Source organism: Pseudomonas sp. 273 (genome assembly GCF_029201425.1).
Lineage (GTDB): Bacteria > Pseudomonadota > Gammaproteobacteria > Pseudomonadales > Pseudomonadaceae > Pseudomonas > Pseudomonas delhiensis.
This window is the reverse complement of sequence record NZ_CP116775.1, coordinates 18,541-45,528: the sequence shown is the minus strand read 5'-3', so window position 1 is coordinate 45,528 and position 26,988 is coordinate 18,541. Positions and strand designations below refer to the sequence as shown.

The window sequence follows — 26,988 nt, the reverse complement described above, 5'->3', positions numbered from 1 at the left end:
GGCCCGTCGGCACTTGGCTATAATCCGGCCACTCTCCACCGAAGGGAATTCGCCGTGCGCCGGCTCTGGAACGCCACAGGACTCCTAGTCTGCCTGCTGCTGACCGCCCTGCTCGCAGGCCCCGGCCTCGCCCAGGCGCAGGATGCCGGCGGCTGGTCGCAGCTGCACGACGGCGAAGGCCGCCTGCAGTTGCAGGACGTCCTCTCCGCACGCCTGCGCCCGCTGTTCAGCCCCCTCGACATCGAAGACCTGCACGCCCCCGCCGGCCCCGGCGCCATCTGGCTGCACTACCGCCTGCCGGCCAGCGACGCGCCGCGCCAGCTGCGCCTGTTCTCGCCGAGCCTGGACAGCCTGCAGCTCTACCTGCTGCACGGCCCGCAGCTGCTGGAAGAACGCCAGGCCGGCAACCTCTACCCCGGCCAGCGCCCGCTGCTCAACAGCGACATCCTGCTGCCGCTGCGCAGCAGCCCGGAAGTCCTCGACCTCTACCTGCGCCTGAGCTCCAGCCAGAGCCTGCGCCCCACCATCAGCCTGGAAAGCGCCGAATACCCCGCCGGCCAGCAGCGCCCGCTGCAGTTCGGCATCCTGCTCGGCTGCCTGGGCATGCTGCTGCTCTACAACCTGGTGCGCTTCGCCTACAACCGCGTGCGCAGCGGCCTGTGGCTGGCCGGCGTGCACGCCGGGCTGCTGCTGGCCTGCCTGACGCTGTTCGGCCTGCTCAGCCCCTGGTACGGCACGCACCAGACCTGGCAGCCGCTGACCGCCCAGTTGGCCCTGCTGCTGGTGCTGTCCTGCGCCCTGGGCTACACCGCCAGCTTCTTCCACGGCCAGCCGCCGCGCCGGCCGCTGGGCCGCCTGCTGGCGCTGGGCAGCCTCGGCCTGCTGGGCTTCGGCGCGCTGCTGCACCTGGCCTTGGAGATTCCCACCAGCGACCTGCTCTACGGCCTGGTGGCGATCACCAGCCTGGGCATGTTCCTCGTCGCCGCCTACTACATGCGCCACGGCTACCGCCCGGCCCGCCTGTTCGTCATCGCCATGGGCGTGTTCGTCAGCGCCTGGCTGCTGAGCCTGCCGGCGCTGCTCGGCTACGTGCCGACGCACAGCGACTGGCTGGGCAGCGGCCTGCTCGGGCTGACCGCGGCGGTGGGCTTCCTGCTCAGCCTGGCCCTGGCCGAGCGCCAGCGCCAGTTGCAGCAGGAAAGCTTCGACGCCAGCCGCAAGCGCGCCGCCAGCAGCGCCGAACTCAAGGCCAAGGGCGAGTTCCTGGCGAAGATCAGCCACGAGATCCGCACCCCCATGAACGGCGTGCTGGGCATGACCGAGCTGCTGCTCGGCACCCCGCTGTCGGCCAAGCAGCGCGACTACGTGCAGACCATCCACAGCGCCGGCAACGAGCTGCTGGCGCTGATCAACGAGATCCTCGACATCTCCAAGCTGGAGTCCGGGCAGATCGAGCTGGACGAGGTGCAGTTCGACCTTGGCGCGCTGATCGAGGACTGCCTGGCGATCTTCCGGGTGCGCGCCGAGCAGCAGAAGATCGAACTGATCAGCTTCACCCAGCCGCAGGTGCCGCGGGTCATCAGCGGCGACCCCACGCGCCTGCGCCAGGTGCTGCTGAGCCTGCTGGACAACGCCTTCAAGCAGACCGAGGAAGGCGAGATCCTCCTGGTGGTGGCCCTCGACGGCCCGCCGGGCAAGACGCGCCTGCGCATCGCCGTGCAGGACAGCGGCCGCCCGCTGGACCCGAACGACCGCCAGGCGCTGCTCACCGCCGAGCTGCACAGCCGCGACTTCCTCTCCGCCACCCGCCTGAGCAGCCGCCTGGGCCTGGTGATCGCGCGCCAGCTGATCCAGCTGATGTCCGGCCAGCTGGGCATCGAGAGCGGCCTGGACAGCGGCGGCGACAGCGGCAACACCTTGTGGCTGAGCCTGCCGCTGGACCAGCAGATGCTCGAACACCCCACCGCCGACCTCGACAGCCCGCTGCAGGGCGCGCGCCTGCTGGTGGTGGACGACAACCAGACCTGCCGCAAGGTGGTGGTGCAGCAGTGCAGCGCCTGGGGCATGAACGTCAGCGCGGTCGCGTCCGGCAAGGAGGCCCTGGCCCTGCTGCGTACCAAGGCGCACCTGCGCGAGTACTTCGACGTGGTCCTGCTGGACCAGGACATGCCCGGCATGACCGGCATGCAGCTGGCGACCAAGATCCAGGAAGACCCCAACCTCAACCACGACATCCTGCTGATCATGCTCACCGGCATCAGCAACGCGCCGAGCAAGATCATCGCCCGCAACGCCGGGATCAAGCGCATCCTGGCCAAGCCGGTGGCCGGCTACACGCTCAAGGCCACCCTCGCCGACGAACTGGCCCAGCGCGGCCCCAGCGGCGTGACCAACTACCTGCCGGCAGCCACCGAACCCGCGCCGCTGAGCCCGCCCAGCGACTTCCGCGTGCTGGTGGCCGAGGACAACAGCATCTCCACCAAGGTCATCCGCGGCATGCTCGGCAAGCTCGACCTGCACCCGGACACCGCCAGCAACGGCGAGGAAGCCCTGGCCGCGATGAAGGCCACCCAGTACGACCTGGTGCTGATGGACTGCGAGATGCCGGTGCTCGACGGCTTCTCCGCCACCGAGCGCCTGCGTGCCTGGGAAGCCAGCGAACACCGCCCGCACACCCCGGTGGTGGCGCTCACCGCGCACATCCTCAGCGAACACAAGGAACGCGCCCGCCTGGTAGGCATGGACGGGCACATGGCCAAGCCGGTGGAACTGTCGCAACTGCGCGAGCTGGTGGCCTACTGGGTAGCCGAACGCGAACGCCGCCTGCGCCAGCAGAGCGACGCGGCACTACCGTCCTGACACCGGAATACCCCGTAGGGCGCATAACGCCTACGGCGTTATCCGCCATCGACCGCCCGCGCCCGGCCCATCGGCGGATAACCGCGAACGGTTATTCGCCCTACGGCTCCGTAGCATCACCCGACGCCAATCGCGGACAGAGTCCGCTCCTACAGCTCCAGGAACGCACGTCGTAGGGGCAACTGTCTTGCAGGCCGTGCCGAGGTTGCTCTTCGTAGGAGCGAGCTTGCTCGCGAACAGGCTCCGCTGCGGGGCTTATTCGCGAGCAAGCTCGCTCCTACGAGAAGCAGTGCCCGCCGGCAGGGTAGGAGCGGGCCCTGCCCGCGATTCGCGCGCAGGGCGCGCTCCTACAGGGGAATGGCATGGCTCGGGCAGCGTAGGACTTCGTCCGCGATTGGCCGCCCCGAGCACCACCCGCCCCGGACGATTGCCACCGCGCAATGACCGCCCCCGCCGCGCCCGCTATGCTTCAGCCCCAAACAGAGGCCTCTCAGCCGGACGAGATTCCCCATGCATGTGCTGTTCAGCGTGTACCTGAAGATGCTGGTGCTCTACAGCCCCTTCTTCGTGCTTTCCTGCTTCATCAGCCTGAGCCGCGGCTTCGCCCCGCGCGACCGCAAGCGCATGGCCTGGCGCGTGGCCCTGGCGGCGCTGGTCGCCAGCGTGCTGCTGTACCTGTTCGGGCGCTACATCTTCACCCTCTTCGGCATCACCGCCGACGCCTTCCGCATCGGCGCCGGCAGCGTGCTGTTCATCTCCGCCCTGGGCATGGCCCAGGGCCGCTCGGCGGTGCAGAGCGACAACGTGCAGCAGGACGTCACCATCGTCCCGCTGACCATCCCCATCACCGTCGGCCCCGGCACCATCGGTGCGCTGCTGGTGATGGGCGTCGGCCAGCACTGGGAGGACAGGCTGCTGGCGCTGCTGGCGATCTTCCTCGCCTGCCTCACCCTCGGCGCCACCCTCTACCTGTCCGACCGCATCGAGCGGATACTCGGCGAGCAGGGCCTGCAGATCGTCAGCCGGCTGATGGGCCTGTTCGTCTGCGCCCTGGCCGCGCAGATCATCATGACCGGGGTGCGCGGCTACTTCCTCCCCGCCGGCTGAGCGCGGCGCGCCCCATTTGGGGGCGATTCGCCCACGAAGCCCGCCGGCGCACCAAGATAGCGCCCCGGAAACCCTGACCGAAGCGGCAAAAAATCCCGCGCAAGCCTTCTGCCACAGGGCTTTGCGCTGTTTGGCACGGATGCTGCGATAGCCCTCCCGACCCGCAGGGGTCCCCTACCCACTTCGGGAGGCTGCACAGGCGACGGCCCAGAATCCGCGCGGCACCCTCCCCGGTCCAGGAAGCCAAGGAGGCTGCCGCGATGAAACGTCGTCCCCTGTTGAAAAGCACCCTGGCGGTGAGCGCGCTGCTGCTCACCGGCCTGTTCCCCTTCAGCTCCCAGGCCGCCGAGACCATCAAGGTCGGCATCCTGCATTCGCTGTCCGGCACCATGGCCATCTCCGAGACCTCGCTCAAGGACATGGCGCTGATGACCATCGACGAGATCAACGCCAAGGGCGGGGTGAACGGCAAGAAGCTGGAGCCGGTGGTGGTCGACCCGGCGTCGAACTGGCCGCTGTTCGCCGAGAAGGCCCGCCAGTTGCTGACCCAGGACAAGGTCGCGGTGGTCTTCGGCTGCTGGACCAGCGTGTCGCGCAAATCCGTGCTGCCGGTGTTCGAGGAACTCAACGGCCTGCTGTTCTACCCGGTGCAGTACGAGGGCGAGGAAATGTCGCCCAACGTCTTCTACACCGGCGCCGCGCCGAACCAGCAGGCCATCCCGGCGGTGGAATACCTGATGAGCGAGGACGGCGGCGCCGCCAAGCGCTTCTTCCTGCTGGGCACCGACTACGTCTACCCGCGCACCACCAACAAGATCCTGCGTGCCTTCCTGCACAGCAAGGGCGTGGCCGACAAGGACATCCAGGAGGTCTACACGCCCTTCGGCCACAGCGACTACCAGACCATAGTCGCCGACATCAAGAAGTTCTCCGCCGGCGGCAAGACCGCGGTGATCTCCACCGTCAACGGCGACTCCAACGTGCCCTTCTACAAGGAACTGGCCAACCAGGGCCTGGAAGCCACCGAGGTGCCGGTGGTGGCCTTCTCGGTGGGCGAGGAAGAGCTGCGCGGCATCGACACCAAGCCGCTGGTGGGCAACCTGGCCGCGTGGAACTACTTCGAGTCGGTGAAGAACCCGCAGAACGAGAAGTTCGTCGCCGACTGGAAGGCCTACGCCAAGGCGAAGAACCTGCCGAACTACGCCACCGCCGTGACCAACGACCCGATGGAGGCCACCTACGTCGGCATCCACATGTGGGCCCAGGCGGTGGAGAAGGCCGGCAGCACCGACGTCGACAAGGTCCGCGAGGCCATGGGCGGGCAGACCTTCAAGGCGCCCTCGGGCTTCACCCTGACCATGGACAAGACCAACCACCACCTGCACAAGCCGGTGATGATCGGCGAGATCCAGGACGACGGGCAGTTCAACGTGGTCTGGAAGACCCCCGAGCCGATCCGCGCCCAGCCGTGGAGCCCGTTCATCCCGGGCAACGACAAGAAGCCGGACTACGCGGTGAAGAGCAACTGAGCCGGCGCTCGCCAGAGCCCCTCTTCCCAGGAGAGGGGACGCCACGCCAACCTCACGCGCGACAGTGAGCTCCATGCTCCCGGTCGCGTGCCGTATGGCCCCCTCTCCCTTCAGGGAGAGGGCTGGGGAGAGGGTGCTCTAGCCCAAGCGCCAGCCTCTCAGGAACCACACCATGCCCACTGCCCTATACCGCCTGCTCCAGACCTGCGCCCTCGCGCTGGCCACCCTCCTCGCCCTGCCCGCGCAAGCCGGCCCGGCCCAGGACTTCGCCGCCGCCGACAACGCCGGCCGCGCCACCCTGCTCGAAAGCTGGGCCGCCGCCCCCGAGGCCAAGCGTCTGCCGCTGCTCGAAGCCATCCAGGCCGGCCGCTTCGCCGTCGACGCGCAGAACCACGCCTTCCTCCTCGGCGACGACAAGCAGTACCGCCCCGCCGAAGGCGACGCCACGCCCGCCGGCGAGCCCGACAAGCTGCGCCTGAACAACCGCCTGCGCGGCCTGCTCAACACCGCCCTGGCCAGCCACCAACTGGTGGCGAAGGACCCGACGCTGCGCCTGGAAGCCGCGCGCCAGCTGCAGAAGACGGCCAAGCCCGCGCAACGCGACCTGCTCGCCCAGCGCAGCGAAGCCGAGACCGACGACAAGGTGAAGGCCGCCCTGCAGCTGGCCCTGGCCAACCTGCAACTGGCCGACGCCGACCCACAGGTGCGCCTCTCCGCCGTGCGCCTGCTCGGCGAATCCGGCGACCCGCTGGCGCTGACGCGCCTGCAGAACCTGCTCGAGCCGGCCGTGGAAGCCGACGAGCAGGTGCGCACCGCCGCCGCCACCAGCCTGGCCCAGGTCAAGCGCCGGCTGCTGGTCGGCGACCTGCTCGGCCAGGCTTTCAGCGGCCTGTCCCTGGGCTCCATCCTGCTGCTGGCGGCCCTGGGCCTGGCCATCACCTACGGCCTGCTGGGCGTCATCAACATGGCCCACGGCGAGATGCTGATGCTCGGCGCCTACTCCACCTACGTGGTGCAGTCGCTGTTGCAGCGCTTCGCCCCCGGCCTGCTGGAGTACTACCCGCTGCTGGCGCTGCCGGTGGCCTTCGGCGTCACCGCGGCCATCGGCATGGCCCTGGAGCGCACGGTGATTCGCCACCTCTACGGCCGCCCGCTGGAAACCCTGCTGGCCACCTGGGGCATCAGCCTGGTGCTGATCCAGCTGGTGCGCGTGCTGTTCGGCGCGCAGAACGTCGAGGTGGCCAACCCGGCCTGGCTGTCCGGCGGCATCCAGGTGCTGCCGAACCTGGTGCTGCCGTGGAACCGCATCGTCATCATCGGCTTCGCCCTGTTCGTGCTGGCGCTCACCTGGCTGCTGCTCAACCGCACGCGGCTGGGCCTGAACGTCCGCGCGGTGACGCAGAACCGCAACATGGCGGCCTGCTGCGGCGTGCCCACCGGGCGCGTGGACATGCTCGCCTTCGGCCTCGGCTCGGGCATCGCCGGGCTCGGCGGGGTGGCCCTGTCGCAGGTCGGCAACGTCGGCCCGGACCTGGGCCAGAGCTACATCATCGACTCCTTCCTGGTGGTGGTGCTGGGCGGCGTCGGCCAGCTCGCCGGCAGCGTCTGCGCGGCCTTCGGCCTGGGCGTGGCGAACAAGATCCTCGAACCGCAGATCGGCGCGGTGCTGGGCAAGATCCTGATCCTGGCGCTGATCATCCTGTTCATCCAGAAACGACCGCAGGGGCTCTTCGCTCTGAAAGGGAGGGTCATCGATTGAACCAGCTTCCAACCCTCGCTACGGCCGCTTTTCGTAGGAGCGAGCTTGCTCGCGAACAGCCCCCGCAGCGAATCCGTTCGCGAGCAAGCTCGCTCCTACAGGAAGCCGTGGAGGCTCGTCCATGAACCAGCCACTCACCGTGACGGCCGCGCAGAAGGCCGGCCCGCGAGTCACCGCCGGCATCGTCGGCGCCGCGCTCATCGCGCTGCTGATCCTGCCGCTGCTGCACCTGCTGCCCGAGGACAATGCCCTGCACCTGTCGGCCTACGGCCTGACGCTGACCGGCAAGATCCTCTGCTACGCCATAGTCGCCCTGGCCCTGGACCTGGTCTGGGGCTACGCCGGCCTGCTGTCCCTCGGCCACGGCCTGTTCTTCGCCCTGGGCGGCTACGCCATGGGCATGTACCTGATGCGCGAAGCCGCAGGCGACGGCCTGCCAGCCTTCATGACCTTCCTGTCGTGGAACGAGCTGCCCTGGTACTGGGCCGGCACCCAGCACTTCCTCTGGGCCCTGTGCCTGGTGGTGCTGGCGCCGGGGCTGCTGGCCTTCGTGTTCGGCTTCTTCGCCTTCCGCTCGCGGATCAAGGGCGTGTACTTCTCGATCATGACCCAGGCCCTGACCTTCGCCGGCATGCTGCTGTTCTTCCGCAACGAGACCGGCTTCGGCGGCAACAACGGCTTCACCAACTTCCGCAGCATCCTCGGCTTCCCGATCACCGCGCCGGGCACCCGCGCCGCGCTGTTCCTGGCCATCGTCCTGCTGCTGGCGGCGAGCCTGGCGCTGGGCTTCGCCCTGGCGCGGAGCAAGTTCGGCCGGGTGCTCACCGCGCTGCGCGACGCCGAGAACCGCCTGATGTTCTGCGGCTACGACCCGCGCGGCTACAAGCTGTTCGTCTGGACGCTGAGCGCGGTGATCTGCGGCCTGGCCGGCGCCCTGTTCGTGCCGCTGGTGGGCATCATCAACCCCAGCGAGATGTCGCCGACCAACTCCATCGAGGCCGCGGTGTGGGTGGCCCTGGGCGGGCGCGGCACGCTCATCGGCCCGCTGCTCGGCGCCGGCGTGGTGAACGGCGCCAAGAGCTGGTTCACCGTGGCCTTCCCGGAGTACTGGCTGTTCTTCCTCGGCGCCCTGTTCATCGTCGTCACCCTGTACCTGCCCCGGGGCATCCTGGGCCTGATCAAGCGGGAGAAAGCGCAATGAGAGCCGTGCCCCACCTGATGCTGGAACCGGCCTTCGACCCCAGCGGCACCAGCCGCGACGCCGTCGGCCTGGGCGCCAGCGCGCGCGAAGGCCTGGACGTGCGCCACGGCACCATCCTCACCCTGGAAGACATCAACGTCAGCTTCGACGGCTTCCGCGCCCTGCGCGACCTGACGCTGTACATCGGCGTGGGCGAGCTGCGCTGCATCATCGGCCCCAACGGCGCGGGCAAGACCACGCTGATGGACGTGATCACCGGCAAGACCCGCCCCGACAGCGGCAAGGCCTACTTCGGCGAAACCTACGACCTGCAGCGCATGAGCGAGGTGGAGATCGCCCAGGCCGGCATCGGCCGCAAGTTCCAGAAGCCCACGGTGTTCGAGGCGCTCTCGGTGTTCGAGAACCTGGAGCTGGCGCAGAAGGCCGACAAGTCGGTGTGGGCCAGCCTGCGGGCGAAGCTGTCCGGCGAGCAGAAGGACCGCATCGAGGAAGTGCTGGCCACCATCCGCCTCGGCGAGTCGCGGCGGCGCCCGGCGGGGCTGCTGTCCCACGGCCAGAAACAGTTCCTGGAGATCGGCATGCTGCTGGTGCAGGAACCGCAACTGCTGCTGCTCGACGAACCGGTGGCGGGCATGACCGACGCCGAGACCGAGTTCACCGCCGAACTCTTCAGGTCCCTCGCCGGCCAGCACTCGCTGATGGTGGTGGAGCACGACATGGGCTTCGTCGGCAGCATCGCCGACCACGTCAGCGTGCTGCACCAGGGCCACGTGCTGGCCGAGGGTTCGCTGGAAGAAGTGCAGGCCAACGAACAGGTGATCGAAGTTTATCTGGGGCGCTGACGCGCCAGCTGCAAGCTGCAAGCTGCAGGCAAGAGCGCTGTTTCCTGCAGCCTGAAGCCTGTCGCCTGCAGCCCAACTCCGAGGATTCTTCCGTGCTCCAAGTCCAACAACTGCATCAATACTACGGCGGCAGCCACATCCTCCGTGGCCTGTCGTTCGACGCGAAGATCGGTGAAGTCACCTGTCTGCTCGGGCGCAATGGCGTGGGCAAGACCACCCTGCTGCGCTGCCTGATGGGGCTGGTGCCGGCGCGCGAAGGCAGCGTCAACTGGGAGGGCAAGGCCATCACGGCTTTCAAGCCGCACCAGCGGGTGCATGCAGGCATCGCCTACGTGCCCCAGGGGCGCGAGATCTTCCCGCGGCTGAGCGTGGAGGAGAACCTGCTGATGGGGCTTTCGCGCTTCGGCGCGAAGGAGGCCAAGGCGGTTCCCGAGTTCATCTACGAGCTGTTCCCGGTGCTGCGCGAGATGAAGCAGCGCCGCGGCGGCGACCTCTCCGGCGGCCAGCAGCAACAGCTGGCCATCGGCCGCGCCCTGGCCAGCCGCCCGCGTCTGCTGATCCTCGACGAGCCCACCGAAGGCATCCAGCCCTCGGTGATCAAGGAGATCGGCGCGGTGATCCGCAAGCTCGCCGAGCGCGGCGACATGGCCATCCTGCTGGTGGAGCAGTTCTACGACTTCGCCGCCGAACTGGCCGACCAGTACCTGGTGATGGCCCGCGGCGAGATCGTCCAGCAGGGCCGTGGCGCGGACATGGAAAGCGAAGGGGTGCGCGGCCTGGTCGCCATCTGAGGGGCCGTCCGTGCCAACGGACACATCGATGCTCGCCGGCACCGTAGGGCGCATAACGCCTACGGCGTTATCCGCCATCGACCTTCCGCGCCCGGGCCATCGGCGTATAACCGCGAACGGTTATACGCCCTACGCTCCATGATGGTGCACGGCGCCCGCCGATGCACCGCAATCGCGCCCATACCTGACCACCCGGACAACCCCGTCCCCCGTCGCGGGCCAGGCTTTCCACGCCCACGCACTATCCTGGCGCAGAAGGCACGCCAATTGCTCTATCCAGGGCAACCGCAGCCGAACCCGAGCCCCATGAACGCACCCGCCGCCCTCTTCCACCCCGCCTGGCACGCCGAGCTGGAGCTGGCCTACGCCCGCGTCGGTGACGGCACGCGGCCGGTGAAGCGGCGCCACCTGGGGCCGTTGCGGGTGCAGAAGCACCTCTACGCCGAGGGCCCGCAGGTCTGCCAGCACATCGTGGTGCACCCGCCCGGCGGCATCGCCGGGGGCGATACCCTGGCCCTGGACATCCACGCCGGCCCCGGCGCCTGGGCGCAGCTCACCAGCCCCGGCGCGGCCAAGTGGTACCGCGCCGCCACGCCGGCCAGCCAACGCCTGCGCATCCGCGTCGAGCCCGGCGCCACCCTGGAATGGCTGCCCCAGGAAACCATCGTGTTCTCCGGCGCCCGGGCCGAGCTGCGCAGCGACATCGAGTTGCTCGGTGACGCCCGCCTGTTCTACTGGGACCTGGTCGCCCTCGGCCGCCCCGCTGCCGGCGAGCGCTTCGACCAGGGCCGCTTCGCCGCGCAGCTGGACATCCGCCGCGACGGCCAGCGCCTATGGCACGAACGCCAGCGCATCGACGGCGGCGACCGCCTGCTGGACTCGCCCATCGGCCTGGCCGGGCAGCCGGTGATGGCCACCCTGATCGCCAGCGGGCAGATCGACGCCGAGCTGCTGGAAGCCTGCCGCGCGCTACCCTGCAGCGGGCGCGGCAACCTCACCCAGCTGCCCGGCCTGCTGGTCGCCCGCTGCCTGGCCGCCGAGGCGCTGCATGCCCGCGCCTGGCTCATCGAACTCTGGCGCCGGCTGCGGCCCGCGCTGCTCGGCCGCGAGGCCGTTCCCCCGAGAATCTGGAGCACCTGAGATGGACTTGACGCCCCGCGAGAAAGACAAGCTGCTGATCTTCACCGCCGGCCTGGTGGCCGAACGGCGCCTGGCCCGCGGCCTGAAGCTGAACCACCCGGAAGCCATCGCGCTGATCTCCGCCGCCCTGCTCGAAGGTGCCCGCGACGGCCGCACCGTGGCCGAACTGATGCACTACGGCACCACCCTGCTCAGCCGCGAGCAGGTGATGGAAGGGGTGCCGGAGATGATCCCGGAAATCCAGGTGGAAGCCACCTTCCCCGACGGCACCAAGCTGGTCACCGTGCACCAGCCCATCGCCTGACAGCCGGCACAGACCGGCGATCTTCGACTGAACCTGCCCAAGGAACCCCCATGCACATCCGCGACGCCCAGCCCGCCGACCTCGAAGCCCTGCGCGACATCTACAACGACGCCGTGCTCAACACCACCGCGATCTGGAACGAGGTCGCCATCGACCTCGACAACCGCCGCGCCTGGCTGGAACTGCGCGCCCAGCAGGGCTTCCCGGTGCTGGTGGCCGAGGACGCCGGCCAAGTGCTCGGCTACACCAGCTACGGCCCCTGGCGCGCCTTCGACGGCTTCCGCGAAACCGTCGAGCACTCGGTCTACGTGCGCGCCGACCAGCGCGGCAAGGGCGTGGGCCCGCAGCTGATGCAGGCGCTGATCGACCGCGCCCGGGCCCAGGGCCTGCACGTGATGGTGGCGGCCATCGAGAGCGGCAACGCCGCCTCCATCCGCCTGCACGAACGCCTGGGCTTCGCCGTCACCGGGCAGATGCCGCAGGTGGGCCAGAAGTTCGGCCGCTGGCTCGACCTGACCTTCATGCAACTGACCCTCGACCCAAGGAGCGCCCCATGATCCCTGGCGAATACGACGTCCAGCCCGGCGAGATCGAACTCAACGCCGGCCGCCGCACGCTGGCCCTGACGGTGGCCAACAGCGGCGACCGGCCGATCCAGGTCGGCTCGCACTACCACTTCTACGAGACCAACGACGCCCTGCGCTTCGACCGCGAAGCGGCCCGCGGCATGCGCCTGAACATCCCGGCCGGCACCGCGGTGCGCTTCGAACCGGGGCAGAGCCGCGAGGTGGAGTTGGTGGAGCTGGCTGGCGAGAGAAAGGTTTACGGCTTCGCTGGGCGAGTGATGGGCGCGCTTTGAGATTGATGCAAACAAGAGAACCCTCTCCCCCGCCCTCTCCCTGAAGGGAGAGGGAGCTGTCCGTGCCGGCTGACGCCAAGGTTTCATCCTGCACCGCACGGTCCCCTCTCCCTTCAGGGAGAGGGTTAGGGAGAGGGCGCGTGGTTGAGTCCCGTGTCGAAGGCTCAGGAAAAGTACCGAATGCCCCTGGCCGCCAAGGAGCCGCAATGAAGATCAGCAGACAAGCCTACGCCGACATGTTCGGCCCCACCGTCGGCGACCGCGTGCGCCTGGCCGACACCGAGCTGTGGATCGAGGTGGAGCAGGACTTCACCGTCTATGGCGAGGAGGTGAAGTTCGGCGGCGGCAAGGTCATCCGCGACGGCATGGGCCAGGGCCAGCTGCCGGCCGCCGAGGTGGTCGACACCGTCATCACCAACGCGCTGATCCTCGACCACTGGGGCATCGTCAAGGCCGACGTGGGCTTGAAGGACGGGCGCGTCAAAGCCATCGGCAAGGCCGGCAACCCGGACATCCAGCCCGGCGTCAGCATCGCCCTGGGCGCCAGCACCGAGGTGATCGCCGGCGAGGGCATGATCCTCACCGCCGGCGGCATCGACACGCACATCCACTTCATCTGCCCGCAGCAGATCGAAGAGGCGCTGATGAGCGGGGTGACCACCATGATCGGCGGCGGCACCGGGCCGGCCACCGGCACCAACGCCACCACCTGCACCTCCGGGCCCTGGCACCTGGCGCGCATGCTCCAGGCCGCCGACGCCTTCCCGATGAACATCGGCTTCACCGGCAAGGGCAACGCCAGCCTGCCGCTGCCGCTGGAGGAACAGGTGCGCGCCGGGGCCATCGGCCTGAAGCTGCACGAGGACTGGGGCACCACCCCGGCGGCGATCGACAACTGTCTGGGCGTGGCCGACCGCTACGACGTGCAGGTGGCCATCCACACCGACACCCTCAACGAATCCGGCTTCGTCGAAACCACCCTGGCCGCCTTCGCCGGCCGCACCATCCACACCTACCACACCGAGGGCGCCGGCGGCGGCCACGCGCCGGACATCATCCGCGCCTGCGGCTTCGCCAACGTGCTGCCCAGCTCCACCAACCCGACGCGGCCCTTCACCCGCAACACCATCGACGAGCACCTGGACATGCTCATGGTCTGCCACCACCTAGACCCGAGCATCGCCGAGGACGTGGCCTTCGCCGAGTCGCGCATCCGCCGCGAGACCATCGCCGCCGAGGACATCCTCCACGACCTGGGCGCCTTCAGCATGATCAGCTCCGACAGCCAGGCCATGGGCCGCGTCGGCGAGGTCATCACGCGCACCTGGCAGACCGCCGACAAGATGAAGAAGCAGCGCGGCGCCCTGCCCGGCGACGGCGCGCGCAACGACAACTTCCGCGCCAGGCGCTACATCGCCAAATACACGATCAACCCGGCGATCACCCATGGCGTCAGCCACGAGGTGGGCAGCATCGAGGTGGGCAAGCTGGCCGATCTGGTGCTCTGGCGCCCGGCCTTCTTCGGCGTGAAGCCGAGCCTGATCCTCAAGGGCGGCGCCATCGCGGCGAGCCTGATGGGCGACGCCAACGCCTCCATCCCCACCCCGCAGCCGGTGCACTACCGGCCGATGTTCGCAAGCTTTGGCGGCAGCCGCCACGCCACCAGCCTGACCTTCCTCAGCCAGGCCGCCTGGGAGGCCGGCCTGCACGCGCGCCTGGGCCTGCACAAGGCCATCGGCGTGGTGCAGGGCTGCCGCACGCTGCGCAAGACCGACCTGATCCACAACGCCTACCTGCCGCACATCGAGGTGGACCCGCAGAACTACCAGGTGCGCGCCGACGGCCAGCTGCTGTGGTGCGAACCGGCCGAGGTGCTGCCCATGGCGCAGCGTTATTTCCTGTTCTGAGCACCCGCCCAGGAACACCCTCGTAGGATGGTGTTGAGCGAAGCGATACCCATCGCCACGGCGTAGCCTGCAATCCTACGCCTCACCGCCCACGCCATTCCCCTGTAGGAGCGCGCCCTGCGCGCGATTCGCGGGCAGGGCCCGCTCCTACAGGCGACTGAAATCCACCGGGAAAATTCAGAAGACCGCCCCCAGCGGACGCGCTTCGCATTTCCCCCGGGAGTCCACCCCTACGCTGGCAGGGCCTCTGTGCCCGCTAGAACAACAAGGACTCCCGATGAAACGACTGACCGCCGCCCTGGCCCTGGCATTGGGCCTTTGCGCCTGCGCCCAGGCCGCCGCCCCCGCGCCCATCACCCTGGGCCTCAACTACCCCCGCACCGGTAGCTACCAGAACGAAGGGCGCGACCAGATGCGCGGCGCCCTGCTGGCCATCGACGAGATCAACGCCAACGGCGGCGTGCTCGGCCGCTCGCTGCGGCTGTCCAGCCACGACAGCGCCTCGCGCTCGAAGAAGGCCGTGGCCAACGTCGACAAGTTGGCCGACGAGGGCGCCGCCATGCTCTTCGGCGGCGCCTCCAGCGCCGTGGCCATCGCCGCCGGCAAGCGCGCCGCCGAGCGCGGGCTGCTGTACTTCGGCGCCGTCACCTACTCCAACGACACCACCGGCAAGGACGGCCACCGCTACATGTTCCGCGAGGGCATCAGCGCCTGGATGAGCGCGCGGGTGCTGGGCCAGTACCTGGCGCAGAAGCACCCGGGCAGCCGCTACTTCTACGTCACCTCCGACTACACCTGGGGCCACACCACAGAAGCCTCGCTACGCCAGGCCACCGGCACCCAGGACGGCGCCCAGCACCCCGGGCGGCGCATTCCCTTCCCCGCCGTCGGCCTTGCGCACTACCGCGACAGCCTGGCCCAGGCGACCGCCAGCGACGTCCAGGTGCTGGTCCTGGTGCTGTTCGGCCGCGACCTGGTGCGGGCCATGCAGGTGGCCCACGACCTCGGCCTGACCAGGCGCATGCAGGTAGTCGCGCCCAACCTCACCCTGAACGTGATAGAGCAGGCCGGGCCGAGCGTGATGGAGGGCGTGGTCGGCACCGAGCCCTGGACCTGGCGCGTACCGGAACTGGAGAACAGCGCCCGCGGCAAGGCCTTCGTCAGCGACTACGTGAAGCGCTACCAGAAGTACCCGTCCAGCTCCGCCGCCTCGGCCTACGGCATCGTCTACCAGTGGGCGGACGCCGCCAGGCGCGCCAACAGCCTGGACAGCGAGGCGCTGATCAGGGCGCTGGAAGGCCACCGCTACGCCCTGCTCAAGGGCGAGCAGTACTGGCGCGCGTTCGACCACCAGAACGTGCAGCGCATCTATGCGGTGAAGGTGAAGCCGCGCAGCGAGGTGCTGAAGGACCCGCTGAAGCAGGACTACTTCGAGATCATCCACCAGCTCGACGGCGACCTGGCCGCGCCGAGCCTGGAGGAATGGCGGGAAGAAAGGCGCGCCGCCGGCAAGCCCCCGCTGCTGCAGTGAGGCCCCTCAGCGCAGCTGGCTGTCCTTGCTGCCGCGCCGGTTGTAGCCGGCGAAGGCCGCCTGCACCTGGTCGTGGGCGGCCTGGCAGTTCACGCACAGGCGCACGCCGGGCACGGCCTGGCGCCGCGCCTCGGGGATGGGCGCATCGCACTCCTCGCAATGCGTCAGGCTCTCGCCGCGGGGCAACTGGCTGCGCGCCCGGGCGACGGCGTCCTCGATGGTGCTGTCGATCTGTTCCTGCACGGCGCCGTCGTTCGCCCAACCACTGGCCATGGCAACCTCCGATCAAACTTTGTACAGATTGCAGATATGGACGCCCCGGCGGCCGATTGCAAGGGCAACGGCTGCGCGAAAAGGTGGCGGGGTGCGCTGAAAAGCCCCTTCCCCAGGCGCCGCGCAACGAGAACAATAGCGCGCTTTCCCGTCATGGATGTTCCCCGATGCGAATCCTCCCGTCCCGTCTCCGCCACAGCCTGCCGCTGGCGCTCTGCGCCCTGCTCGGCGCCCAGGCCCAGGCCTCCGGGGCCACCAGCGTCGAAGCCGACCTGGTCGACGCCAACCGCTACCTGCTGCTCTACAGCGCCACCGCCGACGAACGCTTCCTCGAACGCCTGGACGCCACCGGCAAGCACCTGCAGGCCGCCCTCGGGCAGCGCCAGGACGCCGCGGCGCTGCGCGCGCTCTGGGCCAGCTACGAGCAGGGCCGGCAACAGATGCTGGCCGAGCACGCCGCCCGCAAGCTCGACCAGAATGGCGAGATGGCCCGCAGCCTGAAGCTGGCCGAGCCCCTGGACGCCTACCTGCAGGCCCACCCGCTGGCCGCACCGGGCCTGGCCGACGACCTGCGCAGCCGCGCCCTGCTCACCGCCCGCCTGGCCAACCTGCAGAAGGTCGACGGCCCGCGCGCCGAGGCCGAGGCGGCGAACGTCAAGGCCCTGGACGAACGCATCCAGCAGCGCATCGACGCCCTGGCGCAGAGCAACCCCGCCCTGCACGACGAACTGGACAAGCGCTGGCGCTACCTGCAGGTCAGCCAGCGCAATGGCCAGCAACTGCTCTACCCCTTCAACGCGCAGATCGAGGCCATGCTCGGCAAGCTGGCCGGCGCCTGACCGGGGCCGGCCGTCCCGGCCGGAGTCGGTCTACCGCAGACTCGGAATCGTCCGATAGGCGGCACCGGATGGGCCACCCAAGAATGGCGGCCCCATCGCCAGGAGCCGCCCCATGCACCGCCTCGTCCTTTCCCTGCTGCTGAGCCTGCTCGTCACCCTGCCCGGCGTGGCCCGGGCCGACGACCTCGACGCCACCCTGCAGGCCGCGCAGCGCTACCTGCTGCTCTACAGCGCCACTGGCGACGAACGTTTCCTCAAGCGCCTGCAACGGCTCGACGAGACCTTCCACGCCCAGGTCGCCGAACAGCGCAACGGCGAGACGCTCCAGGACATCTGGTCGCTCTACGGCGAAACGGTGGAACGCGTGGAAAGCGGCTACGAACAGAGCGGCCCGGCGCTGCGCGAGGCCCTCGCCCAGGCCCTGGAGGTCTCGGCGCTGCTACAGGAGTTCCGCGTGCAGCTTCCGCCGCCGGGCGAAGCGAGCCTGGCGGCCAACCTGCAGCGCCTGGCGCTGCTCAAGGCCAAGCGCGCCAACCACAAGCTGCTGGGGGCGGACGACGGGAGCCTGGACGAGCAGGTCGCCGACCTGCGCGAAGCCATCGGGGCCCAGTTCACCAGCCTGCCGGACACCCCCGAGGGCGAGGCCATGCGCGCCCGCTGGCGCTACCTGCAGCTGACCGAGCGGCCGGCCGGCACCCTGCTCTACCCGTTCAACGCCCAGGTCGAGTACCTGCTGCACAAGCTCGAAGAGGGCCGGGAAGGCTAGGCCCTACTCCTTCACTTCCATGTATTCCCTGGCGAAGATCTGGTACTCCTCCGGCAGGGTGTACTTCTTCGCCAGCTCCGAGGCGGTCAGGTCGGAAGCATCGACGCCGCGCTGCTCGCGCAGGCAGTCGTAGGTGGCCTTGATGGCGGCGAAGTAGGCGGCATGGCCGTCCACCACGATGCGCACGCCGAGCTTGGCCAGGCGCTTGTCGTCGTGCAGCTTCGGGTTGCCGTAGGACACCAGCATCAGCGGCACGCTCAGGTGGCGGGCGATGGCCTCCAGGTGCTCGAAGTCGCGGATGCCGACCATGCAGATGCCGTCGGCGCCGGCGGCCTGGTAGGCCAGGGTGCGGCGGATCACGTCGTCCACCTCGATCACCTCGGCGTTGGTCCGGGCGATGATCGCCATCTCCTGGTCCACCCGCGCCTCCAGCGCCGCGCGGATCTTGCCCACGCCCTCCTCCACCGGGATCAGGTCGGTGGACTTGCGGCCGAACTGCGCCGGCAGCAGGGTGTCCTCGATGGTCAGCGCGGCGACGCCGGCGCGCTCCAGCTCGACGATGGTGCGCATCACGTTCAGCGCGTTGCCGTAGCCGTGGTCGGCGTCGGCGATCACCGGCAGGCGCGCGACGCGGCCGATGCGGGTGGCCTGCTCGACGAACTCGCTGAGGGTGATGAGGGCGAAGTCGGGCGCCGCGAGCACTTGTAGCGAAGCTACAGAACCACCCAGGATGCCGACCTCGAAGCCGAGGTCGCCGGCGATGCGCGCCGACATCGGGTCGAACACCGATGCCGTGTGGTAGCAGGAGGAAGAGTTCAGCAACGCCCGGAAACTCTGGCGTAGCTCGTGGTGGGAGGCTCTGTGCATGGTGGGATCCAACTGCGACCTGGAGGTGGGAAGGGGCTCTGCGGAATCAGCGAACTCATGTAGCAAAACTACAGGATGGCAAATGTAGCAAAACTACAAAGCCTTCCCAAGCACTCTATCGCCTTCACCGTCCAGCGGCACATGAGCCGATAGTCGAGCAGCGCCATGCGCACTCGCGTAAACTGCGCGGCCGTTTTTTCGCCGGACCTTTCCGCCATGCTGCACTCCACTGACGCCCGCGCCCTGGGCATCGACTTCGGCACCTCCAACTCCACCGTCGGCTGGTGGCGCCCGGGGACGGAACCGCTGATCGCACTGGAAGACGGCAAGATCACCCTGCCCTCGGTGGTCTTCTTCAACACCGAGGAGCGCCGCCCGGTCTACGGCCGCCTGGCCCTGGCCGAGTACCTGGAAGGCTACGAGGGGCGCCTGATGCGCTCGCTGAAGAGCCTGCTCGGCTCGCCCCTGCTCAAGAGCGAGACCACGGTGCTGGGCAGCGCCCTGCCGTTCAAGGACCTGCTCGGGCTGTTCATCGGCGAGCTGAAGCGGCGCGCCGAGGCCGTCTCCGGCCGCGAGTTCGAGGCCGTGGTGCTGGGCCGCCCGGTGTTCTTCGTCGACGACGACGCCGAGGCCGACCGCGAGGCCCAGGACACCCTGGTGGCGGTGGCGCGCAAGCTCGGCTTCAAGGACATTTCCTTCCAGTACGAACCCCTGGCCGCGGCCTTCGACTACGAGCGCGGCATCGCGCGCGAGGAGCTGGTGCTGATCGTCGACATCGGCGGCGGCACCTCGGACTTCTCCCTGGTGCGCCTGGCCCCGGAGCGCCGCGAGCAGGCCGAGCGCCAGGCCGACATCCTGGCCACCGGCGGCGTGCACATCGGCGGCACCGACTTCGACAAGCAGCTCAGCCTGCAGGGCGTGATGCCGCTGTTCGGCTACGGCAGCCGGATGAAGTCCGACGCGCTGATGCCCACCAGCTACCACCTGAACCTGGCCACCTGGCACACCATCAACGCGGTGTACGCGCAGAAGTCGCAACTGGCGCTGAAGAACATGCGCTACGACATCGTCGACAGCACCGGCATCGACCGCCTGTTCCGCCTCATCGAGCAGCGCGCCGGGCACTGGCTGGCGATGCAGGTGGAGGCCAGCAAGATCGAGCTGAGCGACAGCCAGCGCCGCGACATCGACCTGGCGCGCATCGAGCCGGGCCTGGTGGCCGAGCTGACCCGCGAACTGTTCGAGGGCGCCATCGAGCCGCAGCTGGAACGCGTACGCGCCGGCATCACCCGCCTGCTGGGCGACGCCGACCTCGACCCGGCGCGGGTCGACACCGTGTTCTTCACCGGCGGCTCCAGCGGCGTGCCAGCCCTGCGCCAGAGCGTGGCGGCCATGCTGCCCAACGCCCGCCACGTCGACGGCGACCGCTTCGGCGGCATCGGCAGCGGCCTGGCCATCGAAGCGAAGAAGCGTTACGGCTGAGGCGCCAGGGTTTCTCCTACGCACGCCCTCAACCGTAGGGCGGATAACCGTTCGCGGTTATCCGCCGTTTAGCCATCGGCCGGGGCAGTCGGCTGCTGCTTTTCGTAGGAGCGAGCTTGCTCGCGAAGGGTGCTCACAGGTGGCACAGGCGCGCAGGATCAACTCCGCTCCCTCTCCCTAACCCTCTCCCTGAAGGGAGAGGGGACCGTTGGGCAGAAACGGGAACCCTGGAGTCAGCCGGCAATCACGGAGATATCCGGCTAACGCCATGCTTCCCGTTGGCACGGACAAGCCCCCTCTCCCTTCAGGGAGAGGGCTGGGGAGAGGGTACGGAGGTCGGTTCAACGCCAGTGCATCCGGGAGCTCCCTCCGCAAACAAGCCCGCACCTCCACCCCACCCCCACCAATTTTTCGAACTCCCGCCCCAGGCCCCGACTCGAAACTGGACCACCCACAGGTCCGAGCCGACAAGGAGGCCCCATGTACCGGCAAGCCCTGCTGACCGCCACCGCCCTGGCCCTGCTCGCGGGCTGTTCCCATGAATCCACCCGGGTGCAGAACCCGGTCAACCTGGTGACCTACCGCGACGAGCCGCTGGTGCGCGACGTGCACGACGGCATGAGCAGGGACGAGGTGCTGCGCGTCGGCGGCCCGCCTTCCAGCACCCAGGCGCGGGCGTACAAGGCCGGTAGCTGCAACAGCTACATCCTCAACCGGGAAGGCCGCGAGCAGCCCTACTACGTGACCTTCGACGACCAGGGCAGGGTCGACGGGAGCGGCTTCCTGAGCTGCTCCGAGCGCGACCGCCACGACCGCGACGCGCACCCCTGAGGCCCGGCCGGCGGCGTTTAGCTGAGCGCCGCCACCAGTTCGGCCTTGGTCATCCGCCAGCGCCCGCGCACACCCGCGCGGGCCGCGCGCGCCAGCAGTTCCTTGCGCGTCATGCCCAGCAGCTTGGCGGTGGCCGGCTTGCTGCGCCGGGCGAGCCTGGCCAGGGCGTCCACCTCCTCCGGGCTGAGGCCCAGCTTCCCGTAATGCGCCTGAACGTGCGCCCGCTGCTTCTCGTGGCGTGCCGAGTGGCCCTGCGTACCGTTGCGCGGCATGGCAATCTCCTTCTGCGGGAGGGGAACAGAGCAATGGACCAGGCGCCGCGGAAAATATTCAGGCGATATCGATGCCGTCTATCATGCGAGCAGGAAAACAGGAGAGGACCTCATGAAACACCACATCGTCGAACTGCCCGCCTTCAGCGTGGTGGGCCTGGAATACCGCGGCGACGGCCAGGAGGGCGGCATCGGCCAGCTCTGGCAGCGCTTCCTGCCGCGCGAGGGCGAGGTCGCCGCGCGGGCCGACGACCGCAGCGCCTATGGCATCTGCGCCCAGGCCGCCGGCGGCGTCTTCCACTACGTCGCCGGGCTGCCGGTGGCCCAGGGCGCCGCGGTGCCCGAGGGCATGGTGAGGTTCGAGGTGCCGGCGCAGAAGTACGCGGTGTTCACCCACGTCGGGCCGGTGGAAGGCATCGCCGACAGCTTCCAGCGCATCCACGCCGAACTGCTGCCCCAGCGCGGGCTGGAGCCGCGCCAGGCGCCGGCCTTCGAGCGCTACACCGAGCGCTTCCACGGGCCGGACGACACCACCTCGGAAACCGACCTGTACATCCCGGTCTACTGACTCAGCGCTTCGGCGCCCGGGCCGGCTGCTTCATCTGCGCCAGCAGGGCGGCGCACTGGTTGTCGTCGTTCTTGCTCGGCGCTATCAGCGCCAGCAGCCCGGCCGCCGGCCCCACCGCCACGCCCAGGGCCACCATGCCGGCGCCGCGGGCGATCAGCGGGCCGGCGTGCACCCCGGCCTTCGGGTTCTTGAAGGTGCCCTGCACGTAGAGCGGCGAGCGCAGCGAGAATAGCCGCACGCCCTTGCTGTGGGGGATGATGTCCAGGTCCAGCTGCTCGGTGGCGAAGTTGCTGGTGCCCTCGACGTTGATGATGGCGTTCTCGGTGTCGAAGGCGAAGATCCGCGGCTGGGCCAGGCCCTTGGCGATGCCGACGTCGGCCGCCGCGCAGTTGATCTTCACGTCGTCGTCGCCGAACAGCTTGGCCACCAGGTAGTTGCCGACGTTGAGCCCGGCGATCTCCATCAGCCCCTTGCTGATCCGCCCGTCGTTGACCAGCAGCTTGATCTCGCCGTCGGCGCCGCCGAGGATGGCCGCCACCGAGTTGCCGGTGCCGCTCAGCGCGGCGTCGCCGTTGAGTTCGCCGAAGCTGGTCTGCATCGGCGCGAAGCTGGGGAACAGCTGCTTGAGCTTGAAGCCGCGGGCCTGCAGCTGCACCCGGCTCTGCAGCGGCGTCTTGCCGCCGTCCAGGCGGATCTGCGCGGTCAGGCTGCCGCCGGCCACGCCGAAGCGCAGCGGGTCCAGGCGCAGCAGGCCGTCTTCCAGGCGCAGGTGGGTCTGCAGGTCGCTGATGGGCAGCTTGTCGCTGTGGACGATGCGCTTGCCGGCGAACGCCACGTCGGCGTCCATGGCGCGCCAGCGCTCGGTGCGGAATTCCTCCACCGGCAGCACCTTGTCCGCCGGCTGGCGGGTGCTCTGGCCGCGCGCCTGCTTCTGCGCGTTGCTGTCGGCGCCGATCAGCGGGCCCAGGTCGACCATGCGCAGTTGCTCGGAGGTCAGCTTGCCGCTGAGTTTCGGCCGCGGCTGGCCGTTGACGAAGGTCAGGCTGCCGTGCAGGTCGCTTTCGCCGACCTTGCCGTTGAAGTTCTGGTATTCGAAGCGCGCCCCGGCGGGGTCGTGCAGCTGCGCCCGCAGGCGGCCGTCGGTGGCGTAGGCCGGGGTGTCGGGGAGGGTCACGCCGGTCAGCGGGTAGAGGTTGGCCATGCTGTTGCCGGCCAGCTTCAGGCGCAGGTCCAGGGCGCCCAGGCGCAGCGGATCGGTGAGGGTGCCGACCACCGCCGCGCGGGTGTCGCCCACCTTCACCTCCGCCTGCAACGGGAAGGGCCGGTTGGCAGCCTCCAGGGCCAGCACGCCGCCGACCTTGCCCTCGCCGGCCAGCGCCAGGCCCTTGTAGGTGCCGCGCACCTTCCAGCCGAACACGTAGTCCTGGGTGGCCGCCGCCTGCTCGCCGCCCAGCGCCTTGCCGGCCAGCTGGGCGAAGGGCACCGGCTTGCCGAGGCTGTCCACCAGCACTTCCAGGCGCGTCTTCAGTGTCTGGTCGTCGAAGCCCACGCGGCCCTTGTCGAAGCCGATCTCGCCGATGGCCAGCGACCAGGGCGTGGGCTGCTCGGCCTCACCCTCTTCCTTGGCCGGCAGGGTGAAGGTCCAGTTGGCGCGGCCGTCGGCCAGGCGCAGCAGGTCGGCGCTGGGCTGCGTCAGGCGCACCTGCGGGATCACCACCTGGTGCCACAGCAGCGGCAGCGGCGAGAGGCGGAACTCCACGTGCCTGAGGCTGGCGAACTCGGCCGCGCGGGTCTTGCCCACCGCCCAGTCGGGGTTGCCCAGGGTGATGTCGCTGGCGGCGAAGTGCGGCCAGGGCACCCAGGCGCGCCAGCCGCCCTCCTCCGGCTCGCGCTGCCAGAGCACCTGCAGCTCGCCGTTGATGGCGAAGGGGCGGCCGATGGCGGCGGAGACCTTGTCGTTGATCAATGGCCGCACGCGGTTCCAGTCGAAGGTGGCGATGAACGCCAGCGCCGCCACCAGCAGGGTGAGCAGGCCGGCAAGGCTGAACAGGCAGATTTTCGCGCCGCGCGTCATGCAGAACTCCTTGTCTTCGCGTCGGTTGGATGCGCCCAGGCAGGCTCTTCTATCGGGTTGGACCGCAAGGCCCCGGCGAAATGCCGGAAAAATCGCCGGGCCGGAAAATCGAACGGCTCCCCACGATGACGCCCCCAAGGATGCGCGAAGCCAGCACCGGCGTCATTCGTGCCGCCCCGGGACAAGCGCAACCGCTCTGGCACGCCGCTCAGCGAGGCGCCGGGCCGCCGGCGACGATAGCCCTGGCCTTTCGCACCGGTAGATTTATCTAATCGACAGATATGAACAATCACGTCGATACACTCCATCGAGGCCATTGATAGAAGTCAATATTCAAAATCAACTTATTGTTCCTAAAGGATTAAATCAAACATCATCGACATCGATAGCGACCATTACCCGGCTTCGTTTTTAAATCGATAATCCAGATTGGATACTGGCTCCGTGTCCAGAACAACACCCCTTTCCTCCAGGAGCCAAACATCATGAAACGCACCCTCACCTTCGGTTTCGCCCTTTCCCTGATCGCCGCCAACCTCGCTTTCGCCGCCCCGGCCAGCGTTTCCGCCCAGGCTCCGGCGCAAGTGGCCGAGAGCGGTTCTTCCCACAGCGTCGACCGTCTGCACCAGCAAATGCAGGCCCGCGTCGCCGAGAACGGCAGCGGCCAGACCATCGAGCGCCTGCACAAGCAGCTGAGCGAGCAGGTCCGCGTTTCGGAGAACGGCAGCAGCCAGACCATCGATCGCCTGCACAAGCAGATGGGTGAAGAGGCCCGCGTCGCCGAGAATGGCAGCAGCCGCACCATCGACCGCCTGCACCAGCAGATGGGTGAAGAGGCTCGCATAGCCGAGAACGGCAGCTCCAACACCATCGACCGCCTGCACAAGCAGATGGGTGAAGAAGCCCGCGTCGCCGAGAACGGCAGCAGCCGCACCATCGACCGCCTGCACCAGCAGATGGGCGAAGAGGCTCGCGTAGCCGAGAACGGCAGCTCCAACACCATCGACCGCCTGCACAAGCAGATGGGTAGCGAGGAAGCCCGCGTGGCCGAAAACGGCAGCAGCCACACCATCGACCGTCTGCACGGCGCCATGAGCGTTGCCGAATCCGGTGGCGACACCGTCTTCAACGCCCACTTCCGTCAGGTCTGAAGCAACGCGCAGTACACCGCAAGGTGAAAGAAAAGCCCGGCACTCGCCGGGCTTTCTCATTTCTGCGGGTCAGCTCGCCTGGTCGGGCGAGCCGTCGGAGCGGCCGATGCTCGGCGGGGCTTCCACCACCAGCTCTTCCGGCACCTCTTCCACCCGCGGGTCGAGGGTGGCGGCCATGGGGCTGACGGTGTCGGGCATGGCCACGTGGTGCAGCGGCGCCTCGTCGACGCGGTGGATGCCGGTGACGCGCCGCGGCTGCACCCAGAAGATCAGCACCAGCGCATAGGCCGACACCAGCATGTAGAACATGCCCGGGCCGAAGTGGCTCATCAGCGCGCCGGCGAACAGCGGGCCGATGCACGCGCCCACCCCGTAGGTGGTCAGCAGCATGGCCGAGAGCGCCACGCGCCGCGGCTGCTCGACGTGGTCGTTGGCCAGGGCCACCGCCAGCGGGTAGAGGGTGAACAGCAACATGCCGGTGACGAAGCCGTTGGCCAGCAGCGCCCAGTAGGGCAGCTGGATCAACCCCCACATCGGCGCGGCGGCCACGCACAGCAGCAGCGCGTTGCCGCGGATCAGCCAGCTGCGGTTGACGCGGTCCGACAGCCAGCCCAGCGGCCACTGGGCGCAGAAGCCGGCGACGATGCACATGCCGACGAACAGGCTCGACTGCGAGGTGTCCAGCCCGTTGCGGTTGGCGTACACCGGCGCCAGGCCGTAGAAGGCGCCGACCATCAGGCCGGCGACGAAGATGGTGCCCAGCGACTGCGGCACGCGCTTCCAGAAGAAGCCGATCTCCAGCGGCGCCGCCACCAGCTTGGCCGGGTGCACCCGGCGCGTCAGCGCCAGCGGGATCAGGCAGGCGGAGAAGCAGATGGCCACCAGCAGCAACGGCTTGTAGTCCAGCGCCGGGCTCGCCGCCAGCAGGCCCTGGCCCAGCACCAGGCCGAGGTCCACCGCGACCATGTAGCCGGCGAACACCTTGCCGCGCTGGTGGCCTTCGGCCTGCTCGTTGAGCCAGCTCTCGATCACCATGTACTGGTTCATCATCACCGCGCCCATCACGAAGCGCAGCGCCACCCAGACCGCCAGGGTGTCCACCAGCGCGTGCAGCAGCACGATCACCGTGGCAAGGCCAGCGCAGGCCACGTAGGAACGGATGTGGCCGAAGCCGGCGATCAGCTTGTGGCCGAACTTGCCGCCGCAGACCAGGCCGAAGTAGTAGGCCGCCATCAGGCCGCCGACCCACAGGTCGCCGGCGCCCTCGGAGGTCAGGCGCAGGCCCATGTAGGTGGTGAACAGGCCGGAGCCGGCCAGCATCAGGAGGGTGGCGGTGTAGAGCGCGGGGAAGGTGACGAGCGGGCTGAACATGGGGCTACCTCGCCGGGCGGCATGGCGCCCGGCGGACAAGAGGGGTGATCGTTCATGGCGGCCGGCATCCGCGGGCGCACCTGTGCGACCACCACCGCGCGAAACCCGGCCGGTGCCACACCGGAAAGCCCGGCGCAGAAGCCGCGCATTATCCACGCCGGCATCGCCCGCCGCCATTGGCCGCGACGTCCGGCAGCCGCGGAACCGTCCGGCGCAGAGGCGCTCGAATGGAAAAACGCCGGGAGGTTGCCATGAACGTGAAGGACCCGCAGGAATTCCTGCTCTGGTGCACACTGCTCAACTACGCCGTGCTGCTGCTCTGGTTCGGCGCCTTCAGCCTGGCCCACGAGGGCCTGTACCGCCTGCACAGGCACTGGTTCGACCTGGGCCGGGAAGCCTTCGACGTCCTGCACTACGGCGGCATGGCCGTCTACAAGATCGGCATCCTGCTGTTCAACCTGGTGCCGCTGCTGGCGCTGTGGATAACCGGGGGCTGAACGGCCCCCGGAAGGACGCCTCGTTTCTGGCGTCAGATTTTTCTCACCTCTTCCTACGGTTTCGCCAAGCCCTGCCGATAAGCCACCGGCGTGGTCCGCCCCGCCATGGCCTCAACAAGAACAATCTCCGAATGGCCTGATTTTTCCGAACCCTTCCTGGAGATCGTC

25 protein-coding genes are annotated in these 26,988 nt (G+C 68.9%); 20 read left to right on the top strand and 5 right to left on the bottom strand.

Translation table 11 applies throughout. The annotated features are described in order from the left end of the window. Positions 1 to 54 precede the first annotated feature (54 nt). The 13 genes from PKO50_RS00205 (at position 55) to PKO50_RS00145 (ending at position 15,829) form a co-directional block, all read left to right on the top strand. Positions 55 to 2,859, top strand: a complete 2,805-nt coding sequence (locus PKO50_RS00205; protein WP_109932478.1) for a hybrid sensor histidine kinase/response regulator — start codon at positions 55 to 57, stop codon at positions 2,857 to 2,859. A 510-nt stretch (positions 2,860 to 3,369) separates the two neighbouring features. Continuing rightward, positions 3,370 to 3,966 (top strand): MarC family protein, encoded by a 597-nt coding sequence (locus PKO50_RS00200; RefSeq protein ID WP_275628477.1) that lies wholly within the window; start codon positions 3,370 to 3,372, stop codon positions 3,964 to 3,966. 260 nt (positions 3,967 to 4,226) lie between these two features. After that, on the top strand, positions 4,227 to 5,495 hold the full coding sequence (gene urtA, locus PKO50_RS00195; RefSeq protein WP_109933130.1) for an urea ABC transporter substrate-binding protein: 1,269 nt from the start codon (positions 4,227 to 4,229) through the stop codon (positions 5,493 to 5,495). Between the two features lie 172 nt (positions 5,496 to 5,667). Beyond that, positions 5,668 to 7,254 (top strand): urea ABC transporter permease subunit UrtB, encoded by a 1,587-nt coding sequence (gene urtB / locus PKO50_RS00190; protein ID WP_275628476.1) that lies wholly within the window; start codon positions 5,668 to 5,670, stop codon positions 7,252 to 7,254. Positions 7,255 to 7,375: 121 nt separating this feature from the next. Beyond that, complete coding sequence (gene urtC, locus PKO50_RS00185) at positions 7,376 to 8,455, top strand: urea ABC transporter permease subunit UrtC (protein ID WP_109934713.1); 1,080 nt, start codon at positions 7,376 to 7,378, stop codon at positions 8,453 to 8,455. Then, positions 8,452 to 9,297 carry an urea ABC transporter ATP-binding protein UrtD gene (gene urtD / locus PKO50_RS00180; protein WP_109934712.1) on the top strand — a complete coding sequence of 282 codons (846 nt, stop codon included), beginning with the start codon at positions 8,452 to 8,454 and terminating at the stop codon, positions 9,295 to 9,297. Before urtC ends, urtD begins: the two co-directional genes overlap by 4 nt. Before the next feature lie 92 nt (positions 9,298 to 9,389). Continuing rightward, on the top strand, positions 9,390 to 10,088 hold the full coding sequence (urtE, locus tag PKO50_RS00175) for an urea ABC transporter ATP-binding subunit UrtE (RefSeq protein WP_109934711.1): 699 nt from the start codon (positions 9,390 to 9,392) through the stop codon (positions 10,086 to 10,088). Positions 10,089 to 10,394: 306 nt separating this feature from the next. Continuing rightward, positions 10,395 to 11,228, top strand: a complete 834-nt coding sequence (locus PKO50_RS00170; protein WP_109934710.1) for an urease accessory protein UreD — start codon at positions 10,395 to 10,397, stop codon at positions 11,226 to 11,228. Between the two features lies 1 nt (position 11,229). Then, the gene (locus PKO50_RS00165; RefSeq protein ID WP_043268703.1) at positions 11,230 to 11,532 is read left to right on the top strand and encodes an urease subunit gamma; all 303 of its coding nucleotides are present in this window, start codon (positions 11,230 to 11,232) and stop codon (positions 11,530 to 11,532) included. A 50-nt stretch (positions 11,533 to 11,582) separates the two neighbouring features. After that, positions 11,583 to 12,089, top strand: coding sequence for a GNAT family N-acetyltransferase (locus PKO50_RS00160; RefSeq protein ID WP_109934709.1), 507 nt, complete (start codon positions 11,583 to 11,585; stop codon positions 12,087 to 12,089). After that, positions 12,086 to 12,391, top strand: coding sequence for an urease subunit beta (locus PKO50_RS00155; protein WP_089390077.1), 306 nt, complete (start codon positions 12,086 to 12,088; stop codon positions 12,389 to 12,391). Before PKO50_RS00160 ends, PKO50_RS00155 begins: the two co-directional genes overlap by 4 nt. Positions 12,392 to 12,597: 206 nt before the next feature. Next, positions 12,598 to 14,298 (top strand): urease subunit alpha, encoded by a 1,701-nt coding sequence (ureC, locus tag PKO50_RS00150; RefSeq protein ID WP_275628475.1) that lies wholly within the window; start codon positions 12,598 to 12,600, stop codon positions 14,296 to 14,298. A gap of 277 nt (positions 14,299 to 14,575) precedes the next feature. After that, positions 14,576 to 15,829, top strand: coding sequence for an ABC transporter substrate-binding protein (locus tag PKO50_RS00145; RefSeq protein WP_275628474.1), 1,254 nt, complete (start codon positions 14,576 to 14,578; stop codon positions 15,827 to 15,829). A 6-nt stretch (positions 15,830 to 15,835) separates the two neighbouring features. On the opposite strand, the gene PKO50_RS00140 is transcribed toward PKO50_RS00145, so the two are convergent. Beyond that, complete coding sequence (locus tag PKO50_RS00140; RefSeq protein ID WP_275628473.1) at positions 15,836 to 16,102, bottom strand: DksA/TraR family C4-type zinc finger protein; 267 nt, start codon at positions 16,100 to 16,102, stop codon at positions 15,836 to 15,838. Between the two features lie 167 nt (positions 16,103 to 16,269). On the opposite strand from PKO50_RS00140, the gene PKO50_RS00135 reads away from it, so the two are divergent. Both PKO50_RS00135 and PKO50_RS00130 read left to right on the top strand, forming a co-directional pair. Next, on the top strand, positions 16,270 to 16,941 hold the full coding sequence (locus PKO50_RS00135) for a hypothetical protein (protein WP_275628472.1): 672 nt from the start codon (positions 16,270 to 16,272) through the stop codon (positions 16,939 to 16,941). Between the two features lie 112 nt (positions 16,942 to 17,053). Further along, entirely contained in the window at positions 17,054 to 17,707 is a 654-nt protein-coding gene (locus tag PKO50_RS00130) for a hypothetical protein (protein ID WP_275628471.1), read from the top strand. A gap of 3 nt (positions 17,708 to 17,710) precedes the next feature. Here PKO50_RS00130 and PKO50_RS00125 read toward each other — a convergent pair whose 3' ends face one another. Continuing rightward, positions 17,711 to 18,574, bottom strand: a complete 864-nt coding sequence (locus PKO50_RS00125; RefSeq protein ID WP_009613347.1) for an oxaloacetate decarboxylase — start codon at positions 18,572 to 18,574, stop codon at positions 17,711 to 17,713. 216 nt (positions 18,575 to 18,790) lie between these two features. On the opposite strand from PKO50_RS00125, the gene PKO50_RS00120 reads away from it, so the two are divergent. Together PKO50_RS00120 and osmE are read left to right on the top strand one after the other, a co-directional pair. Further along, on the top strand, positions 18,791 to 20,056 hold the full coding sequence (locus PKO50_RS00120; protein WP_275628470.1) for an Hsp70 family protein: 1,266 nt from the start codon (positions 18,791 to 18,793) through the stop codon (positions 20,054 to 20,056). Positions 20,057 to 20,536: 480 nt separating this feature from the next. Then, complete coding sequence (gene osmE / locus PKO50_RS00115; protein WP_275628469.1) at positions 20,537 to 20,887, top strand: osmotically-inducible lipoprotein OsmE; 351 nt, start codon at positions 20,537 to 20,539, stop codon at positions 20,885 to 20,887. 17 nt (positions 20,888 to 20,904) lie between these two features. Here osmE and PKO50_RS00110 read toward each other — a convergent pair whose 3' ends face one another. Continuing rightward, positions 20,905 to 21,159 (bottom strand): hypothetical protein, encoded by a 255-nt coding sequence (locus PKO50_RS00110; RefSeq protein ID WP_089390068.1) that lies wholly within the window; start codon positions 21,157 to 21,159, stop codon positions 20,905 to 20,907. Between the two features lie 112 nt (positions 21,160 to 21,271). On the opposite strand from PKO50_RS00110, the gene PKO50_RS00105 reads away from it, so the two are divergent. After that, positions 21,272 to 21,727 (top strand): GyrI-like domain-containing protein, encoded by a 456-nt coding sequence (locus PKO50_RS00105; RefSeq protein ID WP_275628468.1) that lies wholly within the window; start codon positions 21,272 to 21,274, stop codon positions 21,725 to 21,727. A 1-nt stretch (position 21,728) separates the two neighbouring features. On the opposite strand, the gene PKO50_RS00100 is transcribed toward PKO50_RS00105, so the two are convergent. Next, positions 21,729 to 23,801, bottom strand: a complete 2,073-nt coding sequence (locus tag PKO50_RS00100) for an AsmA family protein (protein ID WP_109936008.1) — start codon at positions 23,799 to 23,801, stop codon at positions 21,729 to 21,731. Between the two features lie 758 nt (positions 23,802 to 24,559). On the opposite strand from PKO50_RS00100, the gene PKO50_RS34045 reads away from it, so the two are divergent. Then, on the top strand, positions 24,560 to 24,952 hold the full coding sequence (locus tag PKO50_RS34045) for a phage infection protein (RefSeq protein WP_346770519.1): 393 nt from the start codon (positions 24,560 to 24,562) through the stop codon (positions 24,950 to 24,952). Positions 24,953 to 25,021: 69 nt separating this feature from the next. On the opposite strand, the gene PKO50_RS00090 is transcribed toward PKO50_RS34045, so the two are convergent. Beyond that, entirely contained in the window at positions 25,022 to 26,323 is a 1,302-nt protein-coding gene (locus PKO50_RS00090) for an MFS transporter (protein ID WP_109936010.1), read from the bottom strand. A 251-nt stretch (positions 26,324 to 26,574) separates the two neighbouring features. Between PKO50_RS00090 and PKO50_RS00085 the strand changes: the two genes are divergently transcribed. Next, on the top strand, positions 26,575 to 26,820 hold the full coding sequence (locus tag PKO50_RS00085; RefSeq protein ID WP_089390281.1) for a DUF6868 family protein: 246 nt from the start codon (positions 26,575 to 26,577) through the stop codon (positions 26,818 to 26,820). Positions 26,821 to 26,988: the final 168 nt, after the last annotated feature.

Bases quoted from the DNA above. Each gene is read 5' to 3' on its own strand.
- PKO50_RS00110 (WP_089390068.1), bottom strand. From the start codon at position 21,159: ATGCCGCGCAACGGTACGCAGGGCCACTCGGCACGCCACGAGAAGCAG.
- PKO50_RS00140 (WP_275628473.1), bottom strand. From the start codon at position 16,102: ATGGCCAGTGGTTGGGCGAACGACGGCGCCGTGCAGGAACAGATCGAC.
- urtA (WP_109933130.1), top strand. From the start codon at position 4,227: ATGAAACGTCGTCCCCTGTTGAAAAGCACCCTGGCGGTGAGCGCGCTG.
- PKO50_RS00130 (WP_275628471.1), top strand. From the start codon at position 17,054: ATGCACCGCCTCGTCCTTTCCCTGCTGCTGAGCCTGCTCGTCACCCTG.
- PKO50_RS34045 (WP_346770519.1), top strand. From the start codon at position 24,560: ATGGGTGAAGAGGCCCGCGTCGCCGAGAATGGCAGCAGCCGCACCATC.
- urtB (WP_275628476.1), top strand. From the start codon at position 5,668: ATGCCCACTGCCCTATACCGCCTGCTCCAGACCTGCGCCCTCGCGCTG.
- PKO50_RS00155 (WP_089390077.1), top strand. From the start codon at position 12,086: ATGATCCCTGGCGAATACGACGTCCAGCCCGGCGAGATCGAACTCAAC.
- ureC (WP_275628475.1), top strand. From the start codon at position 12,598: ATGAAGATCAGCAGACAAGCCTACGCCGACATGTTCGGCCCCACCGTC.
- PKO50_RS00100 (WP_109936008.1), bottom strand. From the start codon at position 23,801: ATGACGCGCGGCGCGAAAATCTGCCTGTTCAGCCTTGCCGGCCTGCTC.
- PKO50_RS00160 (WP_109934709.1), top strand. From the start codon at position 11,583: ATGCACATCCGCGACGCCCAGCCCGCCGACCTCGAAGCCCTGCGCGAC.
- PKO50_RS00125 (WP_009613347.1), bottom strand. From the start codon at position 18,574: ATGCACAGAGCCTCCCACCACGAGCTACGCCAGAGTTTCCGGGCGTTG.
- osmE (WP_275628469.1), top strand. From the start codon at position 20,537: ATGTACCGGCAAGCCCTGCTGACCGCCACCGCCCTGGCCCTGCTCGCG.
- PKO50_RS00135 (WP_275628472.1), top strand. From the start codon at position 16,270: ATGCGAATCCTCCCGTCCCGTCTCCGCCACAGCCTGCCGCTGGCGCTC.
- PKO50_RS00120 (WP_275628470.1), top strand. From the start codon at position 18,791: ATGCTGCACTCCACTGACGCCCGCGCCCTGGGCATCGACTTCGGCACC.
- PKO50_RS00085 (WP_089390281.1), top strand. From the start codon at position 26,575: ATGAACGTGAAGGACCCGCAGGAATTCCTGCTCTGGTGCACACTGCTC.
- urtC (WP_109934713.1), top strand. From the start codon at position 7,376: ATGAACCAGCCACTCACCGTGACGGCCGCGCAGAAGGCCGGCCCGCGA.
- PKO50_RS00105 (WP_275628468.1), top strand. From the start codon at position 21,272: ATGAAACACCACATCGTCGAACTGCCCGCCTTCAGCGTGGTGGGCCTG.
- PKO50_RS00170 (WP_109934710.1), top strand. From the start codon at position 10,395: ATGAACGCACCCGCCGCCCTCTTCCACCCCGCCTGGCACGCCGAGCTG.
- PKO50_RS00165 (WP_043268703.1), top strand. From the start codon at position 11,230: ATGGACTTGACGCCCCGCGAGAAAGACAAGCTGCTGATCTTCACCGCC.
- PKO50_RS00145 (WP_275628474.1), top strand. From the start codon at position 14,576: ATGAAACGACTGACCGCCGCCCTGGCCCTGGCATTGGGCCTTTGCGCC.
- PKO50_RS00090 (WP_109936010.1), bottom strand. From the start codon at position 26,323: ATGTTCAGCCCGCTCGTCACCTTCCCCGCGCTCTACACCGCCACCCTC.
- urtD (WP_109934712.1), top strand. From the start codon at position 8,452: ATGAGAGCCGTGCCCCACCTGATGCTGGAACCGGCCTTCGACCCCAGC.
- PKO50_RS00200 (WP_275628477.1), top strand. From the start codon at position 3,370: ATGCATGTGCTGTTCAGCGTGTACCTGAAGATGCTGGTGCTCTACAGC.